We start from the raw sequence: 22,575 nt of genomic DNA, 5'->3' as shown, positions 1-22,575 counted from the left end.
GACTATGTATCTGGTGTGCGGTGAGGCGCTGTTTGATTTTTTCAGTGAGGAGGATGCCAGCGGGCAGGCTTCCAGGGTCAATTACCAGGCGATTGCTGGCGGTTCGCCGTTCAACGTGGCGGTGGGTCTGCGCCGCCTGGGCATCGAGGCCGGGCTGTTTGGCGGGCTGTCCACCGACTTCCTCGGCCGGCGCTTATTGCAGGTGCTGAAAGACGAAGGCGTAAGCGAACAGTTCCTGGTGGAATTCGCCGCGCCGACCACCCTGTCGATGGTCGCGGTGGGCGCCAATGGCTCACCGCAGTACAACTTCCGGGGTGAAGGCTGCGCGGACCGGCTGTTGGAAGTCGCGCATTTGCCGGTCCTCGGTGATGAGGTACGCGGCCTGCATATCGGCTCGTTTTCCCTGGTGGTACAGCCGATTGGCGACACCCTGCTGAGCCTGGTCAAGCGCGAAAGCGGCAAGCGCCTGATCAGCCTCGACCCGAATGTGCGGCTTAACCCGCAGCCCGACATCCAGCTCTGGCGCGAACGCGTGGCGGAACTGGTCAAGTACGCCGACCTGATCAAGGTCAGCGATGAAGACCTGCACCTGCTCTACCCCGACCAATCGCCGGAAAGCGTGCTGCAAGGCTGGCTGCAACACCGTTGCCAGTTGGTGTTCCTGACCCGTGGCGGCGATGGCGCCAGCGTGTTCAGCCGCCAGCATGGCAACTGGTCCGCGCCGGCGGTCAAGGTGGTGATGGCCGATACCGTGGGGGCTGGCGATACCTTCCAGGCCGCGCTGATTGCCTGGCTGACCGAACAGCAATTGGATTCGGTCGAGGGCTTGCAACAGCTGACCCGCGCGCAGATCGACGCCATGCTCGGCTTCGCCATCCGCGCCGCAGCGTTGACCTGCGGCAAGACCGGGCCGGACCTGCCGTATCGCCACCAACTGGGCTGAACCACGCATTCATGAAGGTTTTGTCAGCGAAGTAGAAATTAATCGATGGTTAATCCCGCAAGCCGAGGGTAACGGTGTATCCACTTGCGGAGAACCACCATGAAACTGCGTACATTCATGCTCGGCGGCGCACTGGCGCTGGCAGCGGTGTCGGGTCTGGCCCAGGCCGACGATCAAGACGCCGCGGCCAAACCCGTGCCTTACCATTACGGCATGCCGATGAACATCGCCAAGGTCCTGGCCATGAACGAAGCCCCGACCGATGACTGCAAGGTCATCGACGCGGATATCAAGTTCGTGGACAAGGCGGGCAAAGTCGAAGATGTCAGCTATCGGAAACTGTCCGAAGCCTGCGACTTCCAGAATTGATGGGCGGGCATAAACAGCGTTGGGCCTGGCAATCACCAGGCCCAGCGTTCATGTCCAACTATCAGAAGTGACTGCGCCCAGCGGCTCTTTGCAGGACCGGTGCCTGTGACTGCTTCAGGTCTTCGCGTAATCCAGTAATCAGGTTGCAAATTGCGCGACTGCTGTCGAGTTTGTCGGCGTTTATACCTTTGACCTCCAAGTCCACGCGGTCGCGGTCACGGTCGTCATAGACCTTGATCGTCAACGAAGCATCTTCGGCTTTGATACATTCACACCGTTTAGGCAGAAAACTTCCTTCAATAATGCTGCGAAGTTCTAAATCTGAAAGCATGGCCAACCTCTCCTTTTTATGAGACTGCCAACAATTGTTATAGGCCTGGCAGGCGCGTGCCTGCCACGTCTTGCCAACCCTGGCAGACGCTTACAACTTCCAAGCGTACTCGGCAAAATCCAATGCCGTTGTAACCTTTCCTCATAAGCAAGGCGCCATTTTGTATAACTTTGTGCAAGTCCGGATCGCACGAGTTAGATCATCGCCGAACAGCTTCGATTAAACGTTTAACCCTGGCCTTCGGATTAAACAGCCGCCTGCGCAGCCACTCTTTCAGCAACATATCGCAAACTATCAAAGTTGATATTGGCGCCCGAGTTGATTGCCACCAGCGTCTGCCCACGCACGCCGTTTTGGCCGACATAGTGACGAATACCCGCCACGGCCAACGCGCCGGAGGGTTCGGTGATGGACCGGGTATCGTCATAGATCAACTTGATCGCACTGCACAGTTCATCGTTGCTGACAGTGATGACTTCATCCACCCAATCCCGGCAGATTTCATAGCCATATGCGCCGATCTGCGCCACGGCAGTGCCGTCGGCAAACCCGTCGACACTGGGCAGCACCACCCGCTCGCCCGCGCGCAGGGCGGCCAACAGGCAACTCGAACCTTCCGGCTCGACGCCGATGATGCGCACCTGTGGCCGCAGGTATTTGACGTATGCCGCGATCCCGGCGATCAGGCCACCGCCGCCCACCGGCACGAAGATCGCGTCCAACGCGCCCTGCTGCTGGCGCAGGATCTCCATGGCCACGGTGCCCTGGCCAGCGATGACGTCCGGGTCATCGAACGGTGAGACAAAGGTGCAACCGGACGTCTCGGCCAGTTGCAGCGCATGGGCCAGGGCCAATGGAAAGCTCGCACCATGCAGCACCGCTTCGCTGCCCCGGGAGCGCACACCCAGCACTTTCAATTCCGGCGTACTGCACGGCATGACGATGCGTGCCTGGATCCCCAGCTCGCGCGCTGCCAGGGCGACACCCTGGGCGTGGTTGCCCGCCGAAGCGGTCACCACGCCGCGAGCCTTCTGCTCATCGCTCAGTTGCACCAACTTGTTGTAGGCACCGCGAATCTTGAAGGAAAAGGTCGGCTGCAAGTCTTCGCGCTTGAGCAGCACCTGGTTGCCCAGCAATGCCGACAACGCCGGGGCGGCTTGCAGCGGCGTGCGCAGCGCCAGGTTATAGACCGGGGCGGCGAGGATCTTCTTCACATAGTGCTCAAGCAATCCCGTGTCGGCAGTGTGGGGCGCTGTGCAGGTGCTCATGGGTGTCTCCTGGCTTGCTTAAAGGGCCCTGGAGACGGAAAAACAAAACCCGCCTCTAGGGCGGGTTTGGGTACAGCCGTGCGCTATCCCGCCAAATGAGGAATGGCGGTAATAATGCTTGGCTGGCTGCGAAGGGTTTGAAATGTCATGTATCGAAATTACCCGGCGGGTGCAGGGCAAGTCAATGGCCCAACACCATTTAGCGCGTGGGGGTTTACTCAGAATATACGAAACGTATACGCTTCATATATTCAATCAACACAGTGAACAACATGGGCATCGTCAAGATCACCGACCAATTGCACGAACAACTGCGCCTGGCCAGCGCCGCGATGGATCGTTCCATCAACGCCCAGGCCGAGTTCTGGATCAAGATCGGCCTGCTGGCCGAGCTCAACCCCAGCCTGCCGTACAACGAGCTGATCAACAAACTGTTGCTGGACAAGCCCGACCTGATCCGAGGCCGCAGCCAATGATCAAGACCCCTGCCCAACTGACCGTGATGCGCGAAGCCGGTCGCCTGCTGGCCCAGGTGTTCAGCATGCTCGATGGTTTTGTCATCGCCGGCCGTTCCACCCTGGAGCTGGACGCGGCGGTCGAAGCCTTCATCCGCAACGACTTGAAGGCCCGCCCGGCCAGCCTCGGACAATACGACTACCCCTTCTCCATCAACACCTCGATCAACGAAGTGGTGTGCCACGGCATGCCCAGTGCCAAGGACATCCTCAAGGACGGCGACATCATCAACATCGACATCACCCTGGAAAAAGGTGGCTTCATCGCCGACTCCAGCAAGATGTACATGATTGGCAACGTCCCCCCCAAGGCTCGGCGCCTGGTTGAAATGACCTTCGAAGCCATGTGGGCCGGCATCCGCCAAGTCAAGCCAGGCGCGCGCCTGGGCGATATCGGCCATGCGATCCAAAGCCACGCGCAAGCCAACGGCTACAGCGTGGTGCGTGAATACTGCGGCCACGGCATTGGCCGGCAGATGCATGAAGAGCCGCAGGTCCTGCACTTCGGCCGCCCCGGCACCGGGCTGGAACTGCGAGAAGGCATGGTGTTTACCATCGAGCCGATGCTCAACCAGGGCAGCGCCAAAGTGCGCAGCCTGAAAGACGGCTGGACGGTGGTGACCAAGGACAACAGCCTGTCGGCGCAGTGGGAACATACCGTCGCCGTGACACGGGACGGGTTCGAGGTGCTGACCCTGCAAAAAACCGACTGACCCATAAGCTGTGGGGCGGCCTGGACAGCGTGTGTCAGCCAATACTCAGTGCCCACATTCAAACCAACAGCCCTTCAGCCCACTGGACCGCACGCAAAAAAAACGGCCCACCGAGCAATCGGTGGGCCGTTTTTGTCAACCAACCCGCGCGTTACGCCAGGCTCTTGCTGACCACCTCAAACACATCACTGGACAATTCACCCGAGCCACGAATACGTTCCAGCTCCGCCTTCATCAGCGCCTGCCGCGCGCTGTCGTATTTACGCCAGCGAGTCAACGGCGCCAACTGGCGCGAAGCGATTTGTGGGTTGAACGCATTCAGCTGGATCACCAGGTCCGCCAGGAAGCGATAGCCCGAGCCATCCGCCGCATGGAAGTTGATCAGGTTCTGCCCGGCAAACGCGCCAATCAGTGCACGCACCTTGTTCGGGTTCTTGATCGTGAATGCCGGGTGCTCCATCAACGCCTTGACCCGCGCCAACCCGCCGGGCAAGACGCTGGCGGCCTGCACGCTGAACCATTGGTCCATGACCAGCGGGTTGTCCTTGAAGTTTTCAGCGAATACCGCCAACGCCTTGGCTTTTTCCGCCTCGAATGGCGAATTCACCAGCACCGCCAGCGCGGTCAAGCGTTCGGTCATGTTGTCGCTGGTATCAAACTGGTCCAGCGTCGCCGCCAGTACTTCGGGCTTGCCGCTGAGCATCAGGTACGACAGCGCGATGTTCTGCAAGGCGCGACGGGCAAAATGCTCGGCCGCGGCCACGTACGGGGTTTGCTTGGACAGCTCACGGTTGGCCTGGTAACGCAGCCACAGCCCTTCGAACAGTTGGTCGGCCAGTTGCTTGCGGGCAAACTCGCGGGCGGCGTGGATGGCGTCGACATCGGCCACTTCACTGATTTCGGTCAAGTAGGCTTCACCCGGCAACGAGAGCATCTCCGCGACCATGGCCTGGTCCAGGCTGTCATCGCTCAACACGCTGCGCAGTGCATCGATCAGGCGTTGATCCAGCTTCAGCGGCTGCCCCGCCTGATGTTGGCCGATCAGTTCCTGCAACACCTGCACCGACAATTGCTGGCCGGCATCCCAGCGGTTGAAGCCATCGCTGTCGTGCTGCATCAGGAACATCAGTTGATCGCGGGTGTACGGGAAGCTCAGTTTCACCGGCGCCGAGAAGCCACGCAACAACGACGGCAACGGCTGTTCGGCGATATCGACGAAGGTGAAGGTCTGCTCGGCTTCGGTCACCGAAATCACACGCGAAGTACCGCCCGCCGCCGCCTCACCGGCCAGGCGCAACGCGATACCGGCGCCCTGCCCGTCCAGCAGGCCCAATTCCACGGGAATCACAAACGGCAGTTTCTCCACCTTGTCTGGGGTGGCCGGGCAGCTCTGACGGAAGGTCAGGCTGTAGGTTTTTGCCGCGGCGTCGTAAGACTCGCTGACCGCCAGGCGTGGCGTGCCGGCCTGGCTGTACCAGCGTTTGAACTGGCTGAGGTCGGCACCGTTGGCGTCTTCCATGGCCTTGACGAAATCGTCGCAGGTCACGGCCTGACCGTCATGGCGTTCGAAATACAGGTCGCTGCCTTTACGGAAGCCTTCAGCGCCGAGCAAGGTATGGATCATGCCGACCACTTCCGAGCCTTTTTCGTACACGGTCAAGGTGTAGAAGTTGGAGATCTCGATAAAGCTGTCCGGGCGCACGGCATGGGCCATGGGGCCGGCGTCTTCCGCGAACTGGTGGGTACGCAGGTAAGCCACGTCCTGGATGCGCTTGACCGTGGCCGAGTTCATGTCGGCGGAAAAGCACGAATCACGGAATACGGTAAAGCCTTCTTTCAGCGACAGCTGGAACCAGTCGCGACAGGTCACGCGGTTGCCCGACCAGTTGTGGAAATATTCGTGGGCGACGATCGCCTCGACCCGCTGGTGCGCGGCGTCGGTGGCGGTTTCGGCGCGCGCCAGCACGGCGCTGGAGTTGAAGATATTGAGGCCCTTGTTCTCCATGGCGCCCATGTTGAAGTCGTTGACCGCCACGATCATGAAGATGTCGAGGTCATACTCACGGCCGTAGGTTTCTTCATCCCAGCGCATGGACTTTTTCAGGCTGGTCATGGCGTGCTGGCACTTGTCGATATTTTCCGGCTCGACATAGATACGCAGCGCCACGGTGCGGTCAGTCATGGTGGTGAAGGTGTCTTCGACACACCATAGGTCACCGGCTACCAGCGCGAACAGGTAGGCCGGCTTCTTGAACGGGTCTTCCCAGGTCGCCCAGTGGCGGCCATCCTCGCCGGGGCCGCTGGCGATGGGGTTACCGTTGGACAGCAGGATCGGATAGCGATGTTGCTCGGCGATCACCGTGGTGGTGAAGGTGCTCATCACGTCCGGACGGTCGAGGTAGTAGGTGATCTTGCGGAACCCTTCGGCCTCGCACTGGGTGCAGAACATGCTGCCGGATTTGTACAGGCCTTCCAGCGCGGTGTTGGTTTCCGGGTGGATGCGCACGCTGGTGTCGACCGTGAACGTCTCGGCGGTCGGCTGCAGGGTCAGGTGGCTATCGGTCAGTTGGTAGTCGGCCGCGGTCAGTTCACGGTCGCCCAGATTCACGCTCAGCAGCTCCAACTGCTGGCCATCGAGTACCAGCGGCGGCAAGCCGGCACCGCGCTCGGGGTTACGGCGCATCACCAGTTGCGCGTGGACCAGGCTGTGGTCCTCGAACAACTCGAAGGTCAGGTGCGTCTCTTCGATCAGGTAATCCGGCGCCTGATAGTCCTTCAGGTAAATCATCTTCGGTTGTTCGGTGCGCATGAGGGGATCCTTTTACTGATGCACGGCGAGCTGGTAGGCCGTGTACTTACGAATATTGATGACGCCGGTGTCGAAGATCAGGTACTGGCCCTTGATCCCCAGCAGCGTACCTTCGGCAATCGGGTTCTTGTCCAGGTTGAAGCTGACGATCTTGGTCGGATACTGCTCGATCGGGTAGCGAATTTCGATCGGTTCGATGTCGGCAATGGTCTGGATGGCGTGCAAACCAAAGCGTTCCTGCAAACCCAGCAGGCCTTCGGCGCAGGACGCAAACAGCTCGTCGCGTACCTGCTTGAGGTCGACCGATTGCGCATCACCCTTGAGCAACGCACGCCAGTTGGTCTTGTCGGCGACCTGGCTGCGGAACAGGTCCTCGACGAAACCGGACTGCTGGCGTGTTGCAACCCGCATGATCGGCAGCGCCTGGCTGGCGCCCTGGTCGAGCCAACGGGTGGGCAGTTGGGTGGCGCGGGTGATGCCGACCTTGATCCCCGACGAATTGGCCAGGTACACCACATGGTCGGTCATGCAGAACTGTTCGCCCCAGCTGGGATCACGGCAGGTGCCGGCGTCGTAATGGCAACGCTCGGGGCTCATGATGCACAGGTCGCACTGGGCCAGCTTGGTCATGCACGGGTAGCAATAACCCTGGCTGAAGCTGGTCTTGGTCTTGCGGCCGCAATGGCTGCAATGGATGGCGCCGAGATACTCCAGGCGTACATGGGTGCCGATCAACGGGTTGACCGGCACCTCGGTATCGCCTAGCCGAAACGCGTACTGAACGGTCGGCTCACCGAGTTGCGCCGACATTTTGCTGACTGCACCGCGACCGATTTCAATCAATGGATCGCATCCGACTTGAACAGGATGTTCGGCACAGTGGTCGACTTCGACTGGCATTCCTGCGGGCCCATGTAGCCGGTGCGCTGGTCTTCGGGCAGGTTCTGGATTTCCCAGGCGATCACCGCTTGCAGGGACAGTTCACGCTGTTCTGCAGTGAGCTTGCGGCCATCGGACCATTTACCGATTTCCACGGCGAGCTTGAGGCTCTCGTAGATATCCGGGGTGATGTTTTCGATCATTTCAGCAAAAGAGGACATGAGGCTCTTCCTTATCAAATAGAAGATTTGCGGCGGCTGTACAAGCCGCCCAGCAAACCCGTCAGGCAACCGATAACCAGGCCGCCAACATGGGCAGCGTTGGCGATTTCACCGAAACCGATCATCGAGACCAGCCCCGACAGGCACAGAACCAGCCACACCAGCATCATCACCAGCACCCCACGGGGCAAGCGATAAGCCGGGTTGGGCGACAGCAATTGAAAGATCCAGCAATGCCCGAGCAGACCATACAACACGCCGGACAACCCACCAAACAGGCCAGGGCCACCATAGGCGTATTGCGCGTAGTTGGAGACCAGGCTGAACAACAGGGTCAGGCCCAGCAGGTTGATGCCGCCCTGGCGCACTTCGATGCGCCGCCCCAGTTCCCAGTACCACATGCCGTTCATGGCCAGGTGCAGGATGCCGAAGTGGATCAGCATTGGCGTGATCAACCGCCACCACTGGCCGGAAGCCAATGAATCGGCCAATGGCGTGAACTGGATGTATTCGCCTGTCACCCGGAAGGGCAGGAACGTCAGCCAGCTCATGGCTTGCAGGTTTTCACCGAGCAAGGTCACCGCGCCGACAATGATGCTTGCCAGCAGCACCAAGGCGGTGACCGGGCTATGCCGCAATTGCTGGACAAAGCCTGGACGCGAAACGGGCGCCTGCTCAGGAATATCCAATTGCTGGTCCGGGTCGCCCGCAGGAAAGCGTTCGTAGAGCACGCGCACGTCGTCGCTGATGGTCTCGGGCACCCACAACACCTGCTCGCCGGCTTCTTCGCTGACGCGATGGGGCACCTGCATGCGTTGCAGCAGTTTGACGAAACCGCCCAGGTCGACGCTCAGGGGCAAGCGCAATACGGGCACGGCACTCATACAATCACCTCGGGTCGCTCAACGTCCACCCATACGAATTTACCTGGATCCAGGCGGGTTTCCTGGTCCAGGCGGTAGGCCACCAGCTTGCCGTACAGCACCGCGCTGTAGTCCAGGCAAGCCAGGTTCGGGCGGATCGGCGCCGGTTTGCCGCTGCGCCAGTAATGGCCGACGAACAGCAAGGGTTCGTCGACGCCGTAGCGCAGCAGGGAGTTCTTTTGGCTGGACGATAACGGTGTGCGTGCCACCGGCTCTGGCAAGGCATCGGGTTGGAACACGATGTCGCCGTAAGTCTTAGGGTCGTCCTCCCAGAATTTGGTGCGGAAGAACGAACGTGTCAGCCCGTCGCCGCCGGTCAGGGTCAAGCCATCCGGCAGGCGCATGTCGGTACCGCGCAGCAGGCGGTCGAACGCGTTGCAGGCAAAACTGCCCGGCACGGCCGCGGCCTGCAGGAAATGCTGGTCGATGCAGCCGTCGGGGAAGGTTGCGCGCAGCGGCTGGATAAACCCGTCGTCCCAGCACGCATGCACCACGCGGAAACGCCCGGCGTCGACAAACAGCGGCATGTCATAGAACCAGCCGAGGAAGTCATGCCAGTCGGCGGGGTGATGCTCGAATTGGGTCAGGGTCTCGTGGATCAACCGCTCGTGCCGGGGGTTGTGCTCGCGCACGAACTGCTTGCCACTGCCGGGTGGCGCCGGCGTGGTCCAGCCCAGCGCATTGAATTCGTGGTTGCCCATGATGCACAACGCCTGGCCGGCCTCGGTCATGTCATGGACGATATGCAACGCCTCGCGAATGCGTGGGCCACGGTCGATGATATCGCCGAGGAACACCGCCATACGCGACGGATGGCGCCAGGTGCCAGCCTGTTTGTGATAGCCCAACAGGTCGAGCAAGTGCTCAAGGGTATGAGCGCAACCGTGCACGTCACCAATCAGGTCGTAGCTACGCGCGGGATCGAGCATCAGTCGCCTCCACCCCCCAAGCGGCTGCCCCAGCCCAACTTGGTACGGCACACTTCATAGTAGTTGTGGTCCAGCGGGTGGATCAGCCGCAGCTTTTGCGCCTTTTTGCTCACGGTGATGGTGTCACCGGGGGCGCAGGTGAAATGGTTCTGCCCGTCACAGGAGACTTGCGGGTAAATCTGCATGTCTTTGGAAACCACGATTTTCAGCTCACTGTTGCCGTCGACCACAATCGGCCTGCTGGACAACATATGGGGGTACATCGGCACGATCACAATGGCGTCGAGCTTGGGATGCATGATCGGGCCGCCCGCCGACAGTGCATAGGCGGTAGAACCGGTGGGCGTGGCGACGATCAGGCCGTCGGCCTTCTGGCTGCAGACGAACTGGCCGTCGATATACAGCTCGAACTCGATCATCCGCGTGGACTTGCCGGGGTGCAGCACCACATCATTGAGGGCATCGCCCTGGCCGATGGCTTCGCCGTGGCGGCGCACTTCGGCTTGCAGCAGGAAGCGGTTTTCCACCAGGTAATGGCCATCGAGCACCTTGGCCACTTCCACTTCCAGTTCATCGGGGCGGATATCGGTCAGGAAACCCAGGCTGCCACGGTTGATCCCCAGCACCGGCACGTTATGCCGCGCCAACGCCCGGGCGGCACCGAGCAAGCTGCCGTCGCCGCCGACCACGATGACCATGTCGCAGACTTCGCCAAGCATCTTGCGCGACGAGGTCTGCAGGCCGTGGCCGGGGAGGATTTCAGCGATGGTGTCTTCGAGGATCACATGCAGGTGGCGTTCCAGCAGGAATTTTTTCAGCCGGCGGACGGTGTCCAACACCTGGGTACTGCCCAGGCGACCGATAATGCCGATATTGCGAAATTGCTCCATGGGGCTCCTGCGGGCTTGGGGTGTGGCAAAAAAGAACGATTATGGGCGAAAGGCTGCTTCAGGCAAAATCCTTTGTCGCCGTGAAACCTTGATGACAACGCTTCTCAGCCACCTGACCCAGCGTAAAAGGCTATGCTCGGACCATGACTCTGTTCCCCGACTTGCACAACCTACCCCGCCAACTGCGCCACCCCGAGGTGCGCGACCTGGCATGGGTGATGCTCGCCCCGCCGATGCTCGCGCAAACGCCTTGGCCGCAACGCCATCCGCTGGCGGGCAGTGACTGGGTGCAGGCGCCCGACCGCCTCGAACAGTGGCTGCGGCAATTGGACCAAGACAGCAGCGCCTTGCAGCATTGGTTGAACCTGTCACGCACCCGGCGCCTGGGCTTGTACTACGAGCGTCTGTGGCAGTTCGCCGTGCAGCATGCGCCGGGCGTGGAACTGCTCGCCGCCAACCTGCCGATCCGCCGCGCCGGGCATACCCTGGGCGAACTGGACATGCTGCTGCGCGACCGCGAAGGCGTGCACCACTTGGAACTGGCGATCAAGCTCTACCTCGGCCCGCAGGACGGCGATGGCCTGGACACCGCGCAATGGTTGGGCCCAGGCTGTCATGATCGGCTGGACCGCAAGCTGGCGCACCTGGCCCAGCATCAATTGCCGATCTCGGCACGGCCGGAAAGTCGCCAAGCGTTGTCGGCGTTGGATATCCAGCAGTTCGATGCGCATTTATGGCTCGGCGGCTACCTGCTGTATCCCTGGCCGGGCCAGGCCGAACCGCCCCGCGGCGCCCACCCCCAGCATCTGCGTGGGCGTTGGCTGCACCAGCGCGATTGGCGCGACTTTGTCAGCACCCGCCCACCCGGCCGCTGGCAACCCCTGCCCCGGCACGCGTGGCTGGCGCCGGCGCATTACCCTGGAAGTGAGGTATGGAGCGAGGAACAGATGCAGGGATGGCTGACGGACCTCAACCCGATGGCACCGGCGCAGTTGCTGGTACGGCTGGTGCAGAGCGGAGAGGATTGGGAGGAAGCCGAGCGCTTGTTTCTGGTGGCGGATCTTTGGCCGAATGTGCCGGGGGCTGGCGGATAGATTGGGGGGTGTCTGTGAGAGCCTCATCGGGGGCAAGCCCCCTCCCACACTGACCGCATTCCAAATGCCTGTACTCGGTCAAATGTGGGAGGGGGCTTGCCCCCGATAGCGGCGACCCAGGCACTACAACCTATCGATATGCCGATACTCCAACTGCAACCCCACCGCCAACTCCTGGGCGCGCCCCAACCTGATCGGCCCGCGCTCGATATCCACCAGCAACCCCGCACACGCCAATAACGGCAACCCAGCAATGTCCTTGAGTCGCCCATCCGTGATCACCAGCACGCGCTGCTGCTCAGCCGGATAACGCTTGCGCCGCGCCATCAGCCAATGCCTGGCCTCGGTCAACGCCGCCAGCAACGGCGTCCCCCCGCCTGCCCCCAATTGCTCCAACCAGCCTGCCAGGCTTTTCGCCGCCTTGAGCCCCTGCACCTGCCATTTGGGCGACTGCCCGCTGGCCGTCAGCAATGCCATGCGTGCGCGCTGTCGATAAGCGTCATCAAACAGTTGCGCCAGCACGCCCTTGGCATCGGTCAACGCGCGGTGCCGCCGAGTGGAGGCCGATGCATCGACGATCACCAGCCACAACTCATGGGCCGAACGGCTGCGCAGGTGAAACAGCAGGTCGTCACGGCACTGCGGCCGACCACCGAGCAAGGTGCCCGGCCAGTTGATCGTGCCCTGCCTGGCGGCGCGCGCCTTGCCGTGCCGGCCTTTCTCCAGTCGCCCCGCCTTGGGTCGCGCATCCGCCTCCGTGCCAGGTCGAGGGCGGATGCCTAGGGCTTTTTTGGCCAGGTGGGTACTTCTCGGCGAGCGCCTGTGGGCAGGGCCGGTGCAGGCATGTCGCCCCATTGACCTTGGCCGGGTGCGGTGTCCGTGTGGCTTGCTGACGGACCTTCATGGGGTGGGCTGGCCGGTGCGGATGGCCCCTGGCGACGATGGCGCAAGGCAAATTCGGCCACGGCGTCGATATCTTCCTCGGCGATGGCGGAGGCCCCACGCCACGCCGCATGGGCCCGTGCGCCACGCAGCCACACCAGGTCGGCGCGCAGGCCATCGACCCCTGCGGCAAAACAGCGCTCGGTAATCTGCGCCAACGCCGGGTCATCCAGTGGGATACTGTCGAGCCGCGCCCGCGCCTGGGTGCAACGCTCGCGCAAGGCTGCCTGCGGTTCAGCCCACTGTGCGCAGAACGCAGCGGGGTCGCTGTCGAAATCCAGGCGACGGCGGATGATCTGCCCGCGCTCGGCCGGCAAGGTGTGCCCGCTCAACGCCACGTTGAAACCGAAGCGGTCGAGCAACTGCGGACGCAGCTCGCCCTCCTCCGGGTTCATGGTGCCGATCAGTACAAAGCGCGCCGAATGCCGGTGGGAAATACCATCGCGTTCGATCAGGTTGGTGCCGCTGGCCGCCACATCCAGCAGCAGGTCGACCAGATGATCAGCCAACAAGTTGACTTCATCGACATACAGCACACCGCCATCGGCCTTGGCCAGCACGCCAGGGGAAAACTGCGCGCGACCTTCGCCCAGTGCGGCGTCCAGGTCCAGGGTGCCCACCAGCCGTTCCTCGGTGGCGCCCAGGGGCAAGGTGACAAACTGACCGCTGGCCAACAGGTCTGCCAGGCCACGGGCCAGGGTGGACTTGGCCATGCCACGCGGGCCTTCGATCAGCACGCCGCCGATCCTGGGGTCGATGGCGGTCAGGCACAGCGCCAGTTTCAGGTTTTCGGCGCCGACCACGGCGGACAGCGGAAAATGGGGAATATCAGTCATCCGGGCTCTCTATTAATTCTGCTGTGCAGGCATCTTGTGGCGAGCGGGCTTGCCCCGCGTTGGGCCGGCAAAGCCGCCCCCATCTAAATAACACGGCGTTATCCCTGGCAGGGCGCGGCGAACCTGTCAGGGCCGCTTCGCGCCCCAACGCGGGGCAAGCCCGCTCGCCACAACAGGCCCGCTCGCCACAGTAAGCCCGATTGCCACAACAGCCTGGCTTGCCACAGCAAGGGCATCTCGTGTTCTAACTGTCTTCTTCTATATCCAGCAACAGGTTTTCCAGGGCTTCACGGTACGCCCCCGGCGCCTGCCACATGCCCCGCTGCTGGGCTTCGAGCATGCGCTCGGTCATGTCGCGCAGGGCATCCGGGTTGTGCTGCTGCACAAACGCCCGGGTATCGGGGTCGAGCAGGTAGGCGTCGGCGAGCAAGGCGTATTGGTGATCGTCGATCAACGCGGTGGTGGCGTCGAAGGCAAACAGGTTGTCCACGGTCGCCGCCATCTCGAACGCACCTTTATAGCCATGGCGCTTCACGCCTTCGATCCACTTGGGGTTGGCAGCGCGGGAACGGATCACCCGGTTCAGCTCTTCCTTCAAGGTACGCACCCTGGGCAAATCCGGCTGGCTGTGGTCGCCATGGTAGCTGGCGGCCTTGTCGCCACTCAGGGTTTCCACGGCGGCAAGCATGCCACCCTGGAACTGGTAGTAGTCATTTGAATCAAGCAGGTCATGCTCGCGGTTGTCCTGGTTCTGCAACACCGCCTGCACCTGGCTCAGGCGCTGGGCGAACTGCTCGCGGGCGGCGGTGCCCTCATCGCCAGCGCCGTAGGCATAGCCGCCCCAGTTCAGGTAGACCTCGGCCAGGTCCTCGCGGCTTTGCCACAGGCGGCCGTCGATCGCACCCTGCACGCCCGCGCCATAGGCACCGGGCTTGGCGCCAAAGATGCGCCAGCCAGCCTGCTTCGCCGCCGCCTCTTCGTCCAGGCCCGACTCAAGCAACGCCGCACGCTCGCTGCGCACCTTGGCCGCCAGCGGGTTCATGTCGTCCGGTTCATCCAGCGCCGCCACCGCCTGCACCGCTGCGTCGAACAGGCGGATCAGGTTAGCGAAGGCATCGCGAAAGAACCCGGAAACCCGCAGCGTGACGTCGACGCGCGGGCGATCCAGCAGGCTGATCGGCAGGATTTCAAAATCATCCACGCGCTGGCTGCCCGTGGCCCACACCGGGCGCACGCCCATCAGCGCCATGGCCTGGGCGATATCGTCGCCGCCGGTACGCATGGTGGCGGTGCCCCACACCGACAGGCCAAGCTGGCGCAGGTGGTCGCCATGGTCCTGCAAATGCCGCTCGAGAATCAGGTTGGCCGATTGAAAACCGATGCGCCAGGCTGTGGTGGTCGGCAGGTTACGCACGTCCACGGTAAAAAAGTTACGCCCGGTGGGCAGCACGTCCAGGCGCCCCCGGCTCGGCGCGCCACTGGGCCCGGCGGGCACAAAGCGACCACTCAAGGCATCCAGCAGGCCACGCATTTCGGCGGGGCCACAAGCATCCAGGCGCGGCGCCACGACGATGCGCAGGCTTTCGATGACCGCTTTCACAGCCTCCCAACCCGGTTCTTCCAACTGTTCGAGCGGGCCTTCCAGCGCCTGCTCGATCAAGCGCGCTGCGTAGCGCTCCAGGCGCTCGCGGGTGTCGCCGGCGGTACGCCATGACTGTGGATCGATCGTTTGCAGGACCTGGGGCCGGCGACCGGTCCACGGCTCGGCCAAGGCGCAGTCCAGCGGATCGAAACCCAGCTCGAACGCCTTGGCCAATACGCGCAGCAAACTCGATTGCGGGCCACGCCCGTCGCCACGCGGGATGCGCAGCAACGCCAATAAGGTATCGATACGCAAGCGGCCTGCGGGCGACTCGCCAAACACATGCAGACCATCGCGTATCTGCGATTCCTTCAAGTCACACAGGTAGGTATCCAGGCGCGGCAACCAGATCGCCGCGTCGGCGTCGCTGTCCAGTTCCAGTTCCTGGTCGATGCGGGTTTCGCGCACCAGTTTGAGGATGTCTTTTTGCAGCTCACGGGCGCGGCGCGGGTCGAGCAATTGCGCCTCGTAGTATTCGTCGGCCAACAGCTCCAGGTCGCGCAACGGCCCATAGGTTTCGGCACGGGTCAGCGGCGGCATCAGGTGATCGATGATCACTGCCTGGGTGCGGCGCTTGGCTTGGGCGCCCTCGCCCGGGTCGTTGACGATAAACGGGTAGATATTCGGCAGCGGGCCCAGCAACGCGTCGGGCCAGCAGTTTTCCGACAGCCCCACGCCCTTGCCCGGCAGCCATTCCAGGTTGCCGTGCTTGCCGACATGGATCACGCCGTGGGCGCCGTAGGTGTGGCGCAACCAGAAGTAAAACGCCAGGTAAGCATGCGGCGGTACCAGGTCCGGGTCGTGATACACCGCGCTGGCGTCCACCTGGTAGCCGCGTGCGGGCTGGATACCGACGAACGTCTGGCCCAGGCGCAGGCCGGCAATCATCAGGCGGCCGTCGCGACACATCGGGTCGTTGTCGGGCGAGCCCCAGCGCGCCAGTACCGCTTGGCGGTTGGCCTCGGGCAAGCGGCTGAACATCACCGCGTAGTCGTCCAGCCCCAGGCTTTGGTGGCAGGGGCGCAGGTCGAGGCTGTCCAGGTCGTTGGTGACACCGCCGAGCAGTTCATGGATCAGCGCCGTGCCGCTGTCGGGAAGCGTCTCCGGCACCGGGTAACCTTCGCTGTGCAGGGCGCGCAGGATATTCAGCGCGGCGGCCGGGGTATCCAGGCCCACGCCGTTGCCGATGCGGCCATCACGGGTCGGGTAGTTGGCCAGGATCAGCGCGATACGCTTATCCCCATTCGGCACCCGCGCCAGTTCGACCCAGCGTCGCGCCAGTTCGGCAACAAAGTCCATACGTTCCGGCGCGGCGCGGTAGCACACCACGTCCGACTGGCTGCGCTCACTGCGCCAGGCCAGGTCTTTGAAGCTGATCGGCCGGCTGATAATCCGCCCGTCCAGCTCCGGCAAGGCAATGTGCATCGCCAGGTCGCGCGGGCCGAGGCCCTGTTCGCTGGCTTGCCAGCCGGGCTGGTTGTCCTGGGCGCAGATCGCCTGGATCACCGGGATATTGCGGCGAAACGGGCGTAGATGGGGGGCTTCGGGGCTGGATTGGGCAAAGCCGGTGGTGTTCAGAATCACCGCCGCATTGACTTCATCCAGCCAATCCTCGACCACCGCCAGGCAGCCGGGCTCTTTCAAACTGGCCACCGCCACCGGCAACGGGTTAAGGCCCGCTGCCTGCAAACGCTGGCAGAACACATCGATAAAGCCGGTATTGGCCGCCTGCAAATGAGAGCGATAGAACAGCACCGCCGCCACCGGAAACTCCGGGTGCCACTCCATTTGCCAATCATTGAGGCGGGCATTGGCTTGATGCGGGTGATAAATCGCAGTACGCGGCAGAGTGTGTGGCTCGGCCCAGGCGTAGTCACGCTGCAGATAAGCGCTGGCCAGGCAGCGATAAAAATCCAGGGCATTGCCCAGGCCACCCTGGCGCAGGTACTGCCACAAGCGGTCGCGTGCCTCAGCGGCCACGGTGCTGAGGCCACTGAGTTCCGGGTCCGGGCGATCATCACCGGGCACCAGGATCAACGTGACGCCGCGCTCGGCCAGTGCCACCAGGCGCTCGATACCGTAGCGCCAATACCCGATGCCACCATGCAGCGAAATCAGGATGACCTTGGCATGGCGCAGCACTTCATCGACATACAGATCGACCGAGGCGTGGTTCTGCACCTGCATGGGGTTGGCCAGGCGCAGGCTCGGGTAGTCCTCGGGCAACTGCTGGGCGGCTTCGGCCAGCAGCGCCAGGCTGGAATCGCCGCTGCACAGAATCACCAGCTCGGCGGGGGTTTGCCCCAGGTCGGCGATATTGTCGTCCGCGACGAAGCCGCCGGGTTGAGTCCTGAGCAGGTGCATGGGTTAAACGTTGAGCGCTGCGCGCAATTGCGCTTCGAGGCCCGCCGCGTCCAGCGCCTGGCCGATCAGCACCAGGCGCGTGATGCGCGCCTCGTCGGCCCCCCAGGCGCGGTCGAAGTGCTTGTCGAAACGCGTGCCCACGCCCTGGATCAGCAGGCGCATCGGCTTGTTCGGAATCGCCGCGAAGCCTTTGACACGCAGGATGCCGTGCTGCACCACCAACTGGGTCAGCGCGTCGAGCAACAGTGCCTCATCGGCCTGGGGCAGGTCGATGGAGATGGAGTCGAACGCGTCGTGATCGTGGTCGTCTTCACCGTCATGGTGATGATCGTGATGGCTGTGGCGGCCGTCGATATGCTCTTCGGAGCCAGCGCCCAGGCCGATCAGCACGTCCAGGGGCAGGCGACCGCTGCTGGCTTCGACGATCTTCACCGCGGGTGGCAGCTCTTCGGCGACTTCCAGGCGCACGCGGGCCAGGTCCTCGGGGCTGATCATGTCGCACTTGTTGAGGATCACCAGGTCGGCGCTGGCCAACTGGTCGGCGAACAGTTCATGCAACGGCGATTCGTGGTCCAGGTTCGGATCAAGCTTGCGCTGGGCGTCGACCTGGTCCGGGAAGGCGGCGAAGGTGCCGGCGGCCACCGCCGGGCTGTCGACCACGGTGATCACCGCGTCGACGGTGCAGGCGCTGCGGATTTCCGGCCATTGGAAGGCTTGCACCAGGGGCTTGGGCAAGGCCAGGCCAGAGGTTTCGATGAGGATATGGTCGAGGTCGCCGCGACGGGCCACCAGTTCGCGCATCACCGGAAAGAACTCTTCCTGCACGGTGCAGCACAGGCAGCCGTTCGCCAGTTCATACACGCGGCCGTTGGCTTCTTCCTCGGTGCAACCGATCGAGCATTGCTTGAGGATCTCACCGTCAATGCCCAACTCGCCGAATTCGTTGACGATCACCGCAATGCGACGGCCCTGGGCGTTGTCGAGCATGTGGCGCAGCAAGGTGGTTTTGCCCGAGCCGAGAAAGCCGGTAACGATAGTGACGGGAAGTTTGGCCAGTGTTTTCATCGGATGCCCTTGGGGGCGGGCATACGGGACGATAGGCCCTGCGTGGCGCGCAGCAGCAGATTTCGTCACCGGATCACCCCGCCCGGTTGAATTGGAAAATCGGTTGCGAGGCAGGTCTCCTGGCTTGGGGCTTGCGGGTCTTGCGACCGGCGCTGGCTGCGCCTTCCCGCCGCAATGGCAGTGGCGTGGCAGTCAGATAAACCCTTCACAGTTGCGGGGGCAGCCGCGGCTTGAACCGCGTTCCCTTCTTAGCTTCGGCCTGGGCCGAAGAACCTCGAAGGTGCAAGGCTACAGGGGCTCGGTCAATTTGACTACCGTCGCTCTGCATGCTTTCCTACACGCCTTGTTTCGGGTGCCCTTCACAGGGTGAAACGGGAAACCGGTGAGTCATAGCCTTATGACCAGTCCGGTGCTGCCCCCGCAACGGTAAGCGAGTGAAGCGTCAGATCCACTGTGCCTGTACGGCATGGGAAGGCGACGCTTTATAGACCCAGTGTCCCTCGCAAGCCCGGAGACCGGCCCGAATAACATCAGATAACAAACCCGCGGTGGGCGGGCGCTGTTAAAACCCTGCGTGCCCGGCTCGCGGGGTTTGCATGCGCTCGTTTCACCCTGAACACGATAGGGACGCGCCATGTCGATCATCAGCAGCACTTCGCACACCGCCAGCAGTACCGCCACCCTCAGCCAACGCCTGACCGCCGCCATCGGCGCCTCGATCCTGGGCGCGTGCCTGGTGTATTTCGCCGGGTTCTCGCATATCGAGGCGGTGCACAACGCAGCCCACGATACCCGCCACAGCGCCGCGTTCCCGTGCCACTGAGACCTGCCGACATGATCAAACGTATTGCGCAAACCGCAGGGTTCACCGGCTTGCTGGCCGCCCTGCTGCTGACACTGCTGCAAAGCTTCTGGGTCGCTCCGCTGATTCTGCAGGCGGAAACCTTCGAAAAGGCCCCGGCCGCGACTGAAGTCGTGCACGAGCATGCCGCTGGCGCCGCTGCGCACACCCATGACGCCGAAGCCTGGGAACCGGAAGACGGCTGGCAGCGCGTGCTGTCGACCACCGGCGGCAACCTGGTGGTCGCCGTCGGCTTCGCCCTGATGCTGGCCGGCCTCTATACCCTGCGCGCACCGACCCGCACGGCCCAAGGCTTGCTGTGGGGCCTGGCCGGCTACGCGACCTTTGTGTTGGCGCCGACCCTGGGCCTGCCGCCCGAGCTGCCGGGCACGGCCGCCGCCGACCTGGCGCAACGCCAGATCTGGTGGATCGGCACGGCCGCCTCCACTGCGGCCGGTATTGCGCTGTTGGTGTTCGGTGGCAACTGGCTGCTTAAAGGGCTGGGCGTGGCGATCCTCGTGGTGCCTCACGTAATCGGCGCCCCGCAGCCGCAAGTGCATTCGATGCTGGCGCCAGAGGCACTGGAAGCACAATTCAAGATCGCCTCGCAGTTGACCAACGTCGCCTTCTGGCTGGCCCTGGGCCTGATCAGCGCCTGGTTGTTTCGCCGCAACCGCGACGATCAATACTCGGCATGAAACTAGCGGTCGGCCTCGGTTGCCAGCGGGGCTGCGAATTGCACGCCCTGCTGGCGCTGTTTGACACGGCCCTCGCCGAAGCGGGTATCGAGCGCCAGCACATCACCGCACTGGCGAGTCTCGACCGCAAACAGGACGAGCCGGGGTTACTGGCCCTGGCGCATAGGTTGAACCTGCCATTGCAGTGCTTCAGCGCCGAACAGTTGGCCGCGTATGAAGGCCGTCTGAGCCATAAATCAGCGGTCGCCTTTGCCCACACCGGCTGTTACGGCATCGCCGAAAGCGCCGCCCTGGCCCTGGCCGAACAGCTCTCCCCAGGCCCTGCCCGCTTGCTGATCACCCGCAAGAAAACCGCCCAGGCCACCTTTGCATTGGCCTGCGCCGGCTGAAAAATCGATAATTGCGTCTTCCGATCATGAGCAATCTTCATGCTCGCCCGTTTTTCGACAGGAATCCTCCATGACCGTCTACTTCATCGGTGCCGGCCCCGGCGACCCGGAATTGATCACTGTCAAAGGCCAACGGCTGATCCGCAGTTGCCCGGTGATCATCTATGCCGGTTCGCTGGTACCGGCGGCCGTGCTGGAGGGGCATCAAGCGCAACTGGTGGTCAACAGCGCCGAACTGCACCTGGAGCAGATCATCGAGCTGATCAAGACCGCCCACGCCAACGGCCAGGATGTGGCGCGGGTGCATTCCGGCGATCCGAGCCTGTATGGGGCGATCGGCGAGCAGATTCGTCATCTGCGCGAGCTGGGCATCCCGTTCCAGATCATTCCGGGCGTGACCGCAGTCGCCGCCTGTGCCGCGCTGCTGGAGGCCGAACTGACCTTGCCGGACATCGCCCAGAGCGTAATCCTGACCCGTTACGCCGATAAAACCCGCATGCCGGCCGGCGAGGACTTCGACAGCCTGGCCCGCCACGGCACCACCATGGCGATCCACCTGGGGGTCAACCACCTGGAGAAGATCGTCGCAGAGCTGCTGCCGCACTATGGCGCGGATTGCCCGATTGCCGTGGTGCACCGGGCAACCTGGCCGGATCAGGATTGGGCGGTGGGCACACTCAGCGATATTGCCGACAAAGTCGCCGCCAAGGGCTTTCGGCGTACGGCGCTGATCGTGGTGGGCCGGGTGCTGGCGAGTGACAGTTTCAGTGAGTCGTCGTTGTATCGGGCGGGGCATGCGCACCTATATCGACCTTGACTATTAACTTCATAAAACCAAAGCAATACATTGATTTAACTGGATAAATAAAAAATAAATGTGGGAAGGAACTTGCCCCCGATGGCGGTGCATCAGCCTACTCACGAGGCGACTGACATGCCGCTATCGGGGGCAAGCCCCCTCCCACATTTGACCCTCCTTGTCAGGGAGATAGCGTCAGCATTCGAATTTGATTTTTTAATTCACAAATCATCAACAACACACTGATTTAACTGAATAAATGTAAAAAATGTGGGAGGGGGCTTGCCCCCGATGGCAGTGTGTCAGCCTGCTCATGAGGCAACTGAGGCACCGCTATCGGGGCAAGCCCCCTCCCACACTTGATATTCAGCGTTAGATAGATTGCGTAAATAACTGAATTTTAATAATAAAAAACGGCGCTCACGGGGCGCCGTTTTTTTGTTCGCAGTGAACGCCTTACTCAGTAGTAGGCATTTTCTTTCTGCGTGTGGTCGGTCACGTCGCGTACGCCCTTGAGCTCCGGAATCCGCTCAAGCAGGGTGCGCTCGATGCCTTCGCGCAACGTCACGTCGGCCTGGCCGCAGCCCTGGCAGCCGCCACCAAACTTGAGCACGGCAATGCCGTCATCCACTACGTCGATCAAGCTGACCTGACCGCCGTGGCTGGCCAGCCCTGGGTTGATCTCGGTTTGCAGGTAGTAGTTGATACGCTCGTTGACCGGGCTGTCGGCGTTGACGTTCGGCACCTTGGCGTTCGGAGCCTTGATGGTCAATTGGCCGCCCATGCGGTCGGTGGCGTAATCCACCACGGCATCGTCAAGGAAGGCTTCGCTGAAGGCATCGATATACGCGGTGAAGCTTTTCAGCCCCAGGGCGGTGTCTTCCGGCTTTTCTTCACCGGGCTTGCAGTAGGCAATGCACGTCTCGGCATACTGGGTGCCAGGCTGGGTGATAAAGACGCGGATACCGATACCTGGGGTGTTCTGCTTGGACAGCAGGTCGGCCAGGTAATCGTGGGCGGCGTCGGTAATGGTTATGGCAGTCATGGAAACTCCTCACAGGCTTGCCGGCAGTTTACGCCAAAATATTACGCAGGTACAAAGTCCCAGTAATTTT

At 62.4% G+C, this 22,575-nt stretch carries 22 protein-coding genes and 2 riboswitches; of the genes, 9 read left to right on the top strand and 13 right to left on the bottom strand.

Annotation, left to right across the window (positions count from 1 at the left end):
• The first annotated feature begins 4 nt into the window (after positions 1-4).
• Together AB7933_RS15520 and AB7933_RS15515 are read left to right on the top strand one after the other, a co-directional pair.
• Positions 5-943, top strand: a complete 939-nt coding sequence (locus AB7933_RS15520) for a carbohydrate kinase family protein (RefSeq protein ID WP_024075143.1) — start codon at positions 5-7, stop codon at positions 941-943.
• Between the two features lie 99 nt (positions 944-1,042).
• Entirely contained in the window at positions 1,043-1,312 is a 270-nt protein-coding gene (locus tag AB7933_RS15515) for a DUF2790 domain-containing protein (protein ID WP_024075142.1), read from the top strand.
• A 61-nt stretch (positions 1,313-1,373) separates the two neighbouring features.
• On the opposite strand, the gene AB7933_RS15510 is transcribed toward AB7933_RS15515, so the two are convergent.
• Positions 1,374-1,643, bottom strand: coding sequence for a DUF1652 domain-containing protein (locus AB7933_RS15510; RefSeq protein WP_024075141.1), 270 nt, complete (start codon positions 1,641-1,643; stop codon positions 1,374-1,376).
• Between the two features lie 245 nt (positions 1,644-1,888).
• Positions 1,889-2,911 (bottom strand): threonine ammonia-lyase, biosynthetic, encoded by a 1,023-nt coding sequence (ilvA, locus tag AB7933_RS15505; RefSeq protein ID WP_024075140.1) that lies wholly within the window; start codon positions 2,909-2,911, stop codon positions 1,889-1,891.
• A gap of 272 nt (positions 2,912-3,183) precedes the next feature.
• Here ilvA and AB7933_RS15500 point away from each other — a divergent pair, with 272 nt between their 5' ends.
• Positions 3,184-3,387, top strand: coding sequence for a ParD-like family protein (locus AB7933_RS15500; RefSeq protein ID WP_024075139.1), 204 nt, complete (start codon positions 3,184-3,186; stop codon positions 3,385-3,387).
• Positions 3,384-4,139, top strand: a complete 756-nt coding sequence (map, locus tag AB7933_RS15495; protein WP_024075138.1) for a type I methionyl aminopeptidase — start codon at positions 3,384-3,386, stop codon at positions 4,137-4,139. Before AB7933_RS15500 ends, map begins: the two co-directional genes overlap by 4 nt.
• Positions 4,140-4,290: 151 nt before the next feature.
• On the opposite strand, the gene pepN is transcribed toward map, so the two are convergent.
• Genes pepN through AB7933_RS15465 form a run of 6 tightly spaced genes read right to left on the bottom strand, consistent with a single transcriptional unit; the run spans position 4,291 to position 10,790 of the window.
• Complete coding sequence (gene pepN / locus AB7933_RS15490) at positions 4,291-6,948, bottom strand: aminopeptidase N (RefSeq protein WP_024075137.1); 2,658 nt, start codon at positions 6,946-6,948, stop codon at positions 4,291-4,293.
• Positions 6,949-6,960: 12 nt separating this feature from the next.
• Positions 6,961-7,791 (bottom strand): DUF2797 domain-containing protein, encoded by an 831-nt coding sequence (locus tag AB7933_RS15485; protein ID WP_024075136.1) that lies wholly within the window; start codon positions 7,789-7,791, stop codon positions 6,961-6,963.
• Complete coding sequence (locus AB7933_RS15480) at positions 7,788-8,048, bottom strand: YeaC family protein (RefSeq protein ID WP_017528545.1); 261 nt, start codon at positions 8,046-8,048, stop codon at positions 7,788-7,790. Before AB7933_RS15480 ends, AB7933_RS15485 begins: the two co-directional genes overlap by 4 nt.
• A gap of 14 nt (positions 8,049-8,062) precedes the next feature.
• A complete protein-coding gene (locus AB7933_RS15475; protein ID WP_024075135.1) occupies positions 8,063-8,932 on the bottom strand; it encodes a rhomboid family intramembrane serine protease in 870 nt (289 codons plus the stop codon).
• Positions 8,929-9,903, bottom strand: coding sequence for a metallophosphoesterase (locus AB7933_RS15470; protein ID WP_162163607.1), 975 nt, complete (start codon positions 9,901-9,903; stop codon positions 8,929-8,931). Before AB7933_RS15470 ends, AB7933_RS15475 begins: the two co-directional genes overlap by 4 nt.
• A complete protein-coding gene (locus AB7933_RS15465) occupies positions 9,900-10,790 on the bottom strand; it encodes an NAD(+) kinase (RefSeq protein WP_003217892.1) in 891 nt (296 codons plus the stop codon). The genes AB7933_RS15470 and AB7933_RS15465 overlap by 4 nt, the downstream gene beginning before the upstream one ends.
• 143 nt (positions 10,791-10,933) lie before the next feature.
• Between AB7933_RS15465 and AB7933_RS15460 the strand changes: the two genes are divergently transcribed.
• Positions 10,934-11,884: a DUF1853 family protein gene (locus AB7933_RS15460; protein WP_024075133.1), complete on the top strand. Its 951-nt coding sequence runs from the start codon at positions 10,934-10,936 to the stop codon at positions 11,882-11,884.
• 123 nt (positions 11,885-12,007) lie between these two features.
• Here the strand turns inward: AB7933_RS15460 and AB7933_RS15455 are convergent, their stop codons facing one another.
• The 4 genes from AB7933_RS15455 to cobW form a co-directional block, all read right to left on the bottom strand.
• Positions 12,008-12,610 (bottom strand): vWA domain-containing protein, encoded by a 603-nt coding sequence (locus tag AB7933_RS15455; RefSeq protein WP_041161184.1) that lies wholly within the window; start codon positions 12,608-12,610, stop codon positions 12,008-12,010.
• Between the two features lie 53 nt (positions 12,611-12,663).
• Positions 12,664-13,662: an ATP-binding protein gene (locus AB7933_RS15450; RefSeq protein WP_024075131.1), complete on the bottom strand. Its 999-nt coding sequence runs from the start codon at positions 13,660-13,662 to the stop codon at positions 12,664-12,666.
• A 244-nt stretch (positions 13,663-13,906) separates the two neighbouring features.
• Entirely contained in the window at positions 13,907-17,668 is a 3,762-nt protein-coding gene (cobN, locus tag AB7933_RS15445) for a cobaltochelatase subunit CobN (RefSeq protein WP_024075130.1), read from the bottom strand.
• Positions 17,669-17,671: 3 nt separating this feature from the next.
• A complete protein-coding gene (gene cobW, locus AB7933_RS15440; RefSeq protein WP_024075129.1) occupies positions 17,672-18,733 on the bottom strand; it encodes a cobalamin biosynthesis protein CobW in 1,062 nt (353 codons plus the stop codon).
• Between the two features lie 92 nt (positions 18,734-18,825).
• Positions 18,826-19,025, bottom strand: a riboswitch (cobalamin riboswitch).
• A gap of 41 nt (positions 19,026-19,066) precedes the next feature.
• A riboswitch (cobalamin riboswitch) is annotated at positions 19,067-19,271 on the top strand.
• 96 nt (positions 19,272-19,367) lie between these two features.
• Between cobW and AB7933_RS15435 the strand changes: the two genes are divergently transcribed.
• The 4 genes from AB7933_RS15435 to cobM all read left to right on the top strand — a co-directional run bounded on the left by AB7933_RS15435 (position 19,368) and on the right by cobM (position 21,478).
• Positions 19,368-19,556, top strand: coding sequence for a CbtB domain-containing protein (locus tag AB7933_RS15435; RefSeq protein ID WP_024075128.1), 189 nt, complete (start codon positions 19,368-19,370; stop codon positions 19,554-19,556).
• Positions 19,557-19,567: 11 nt separating this feature from the next.
• Entirely contained in the window at positions 19,568-20,272 is a 705-nt protein-coding gene (locus tag AB7933_RS15430; RefSeq protein WP_041160918.1) for a CbtA family protein, read from the top strand.
• On the top strand, positions 20,269-20,661 hold the full coding sequence (locus AB7933_RS15425) for a cobalamin biosynthesis protein (protein ID WP_024075126.1): 393 nt from the start codon (positions 20,269-20,271) through the stop codon (positions 20,659-20,661). Before AB7933_RS15430 ends, AB7933_RS15425 begins: the two co-directional genes overlap by 4 nt.
• Before the next feature lie 70 nt (positions 20,662-20,731).
• Positions 20,732-21,478, top strand: a complete 747-nt coding sequence (cobM, locus tag AB7933_RS15420; protein WP_024075125.1) for a precorrin-4 C(11)-methyltransferase — start codon at positions 20,732-20,734, stop codon at positions 21,476-21,478.
• 442 nt (positions 21,479-21,920) lie between these two features.
• On the opposite strand, the gene nfuA is transcribed toward cobM, so the two are convergent.
• Complete coding sequence (gene nfuA / locus AB7933_RS15415; protein ID WP_003190728.1) at positions 21,921-22,505, bottom strand: Fe-S biogenesis protein NfuA; 585 nt, start codon at positions 22,503-22,505, stop codon at positions 21,921-21,923.
• Positions 22,506-22,575: the final 70 nt, after the last annotated feature.

Source organism: Pseudomonas gorinensis, from assembly GCF_042015035.1.
Classification (GTDB): domain Bacteria; phylum Pseudomonadota; class Gammaproteobacteria; order Pseudomonadales; family Pseudomonadaceae; genus Aquipseudomonas; species Aquipseudomonas gorinensis.
The sequence above is the reverse complement of the archived record's forward strand: the minus strand, read 5'-3'. Positions and strand labels throughout refer to the sequence as shown.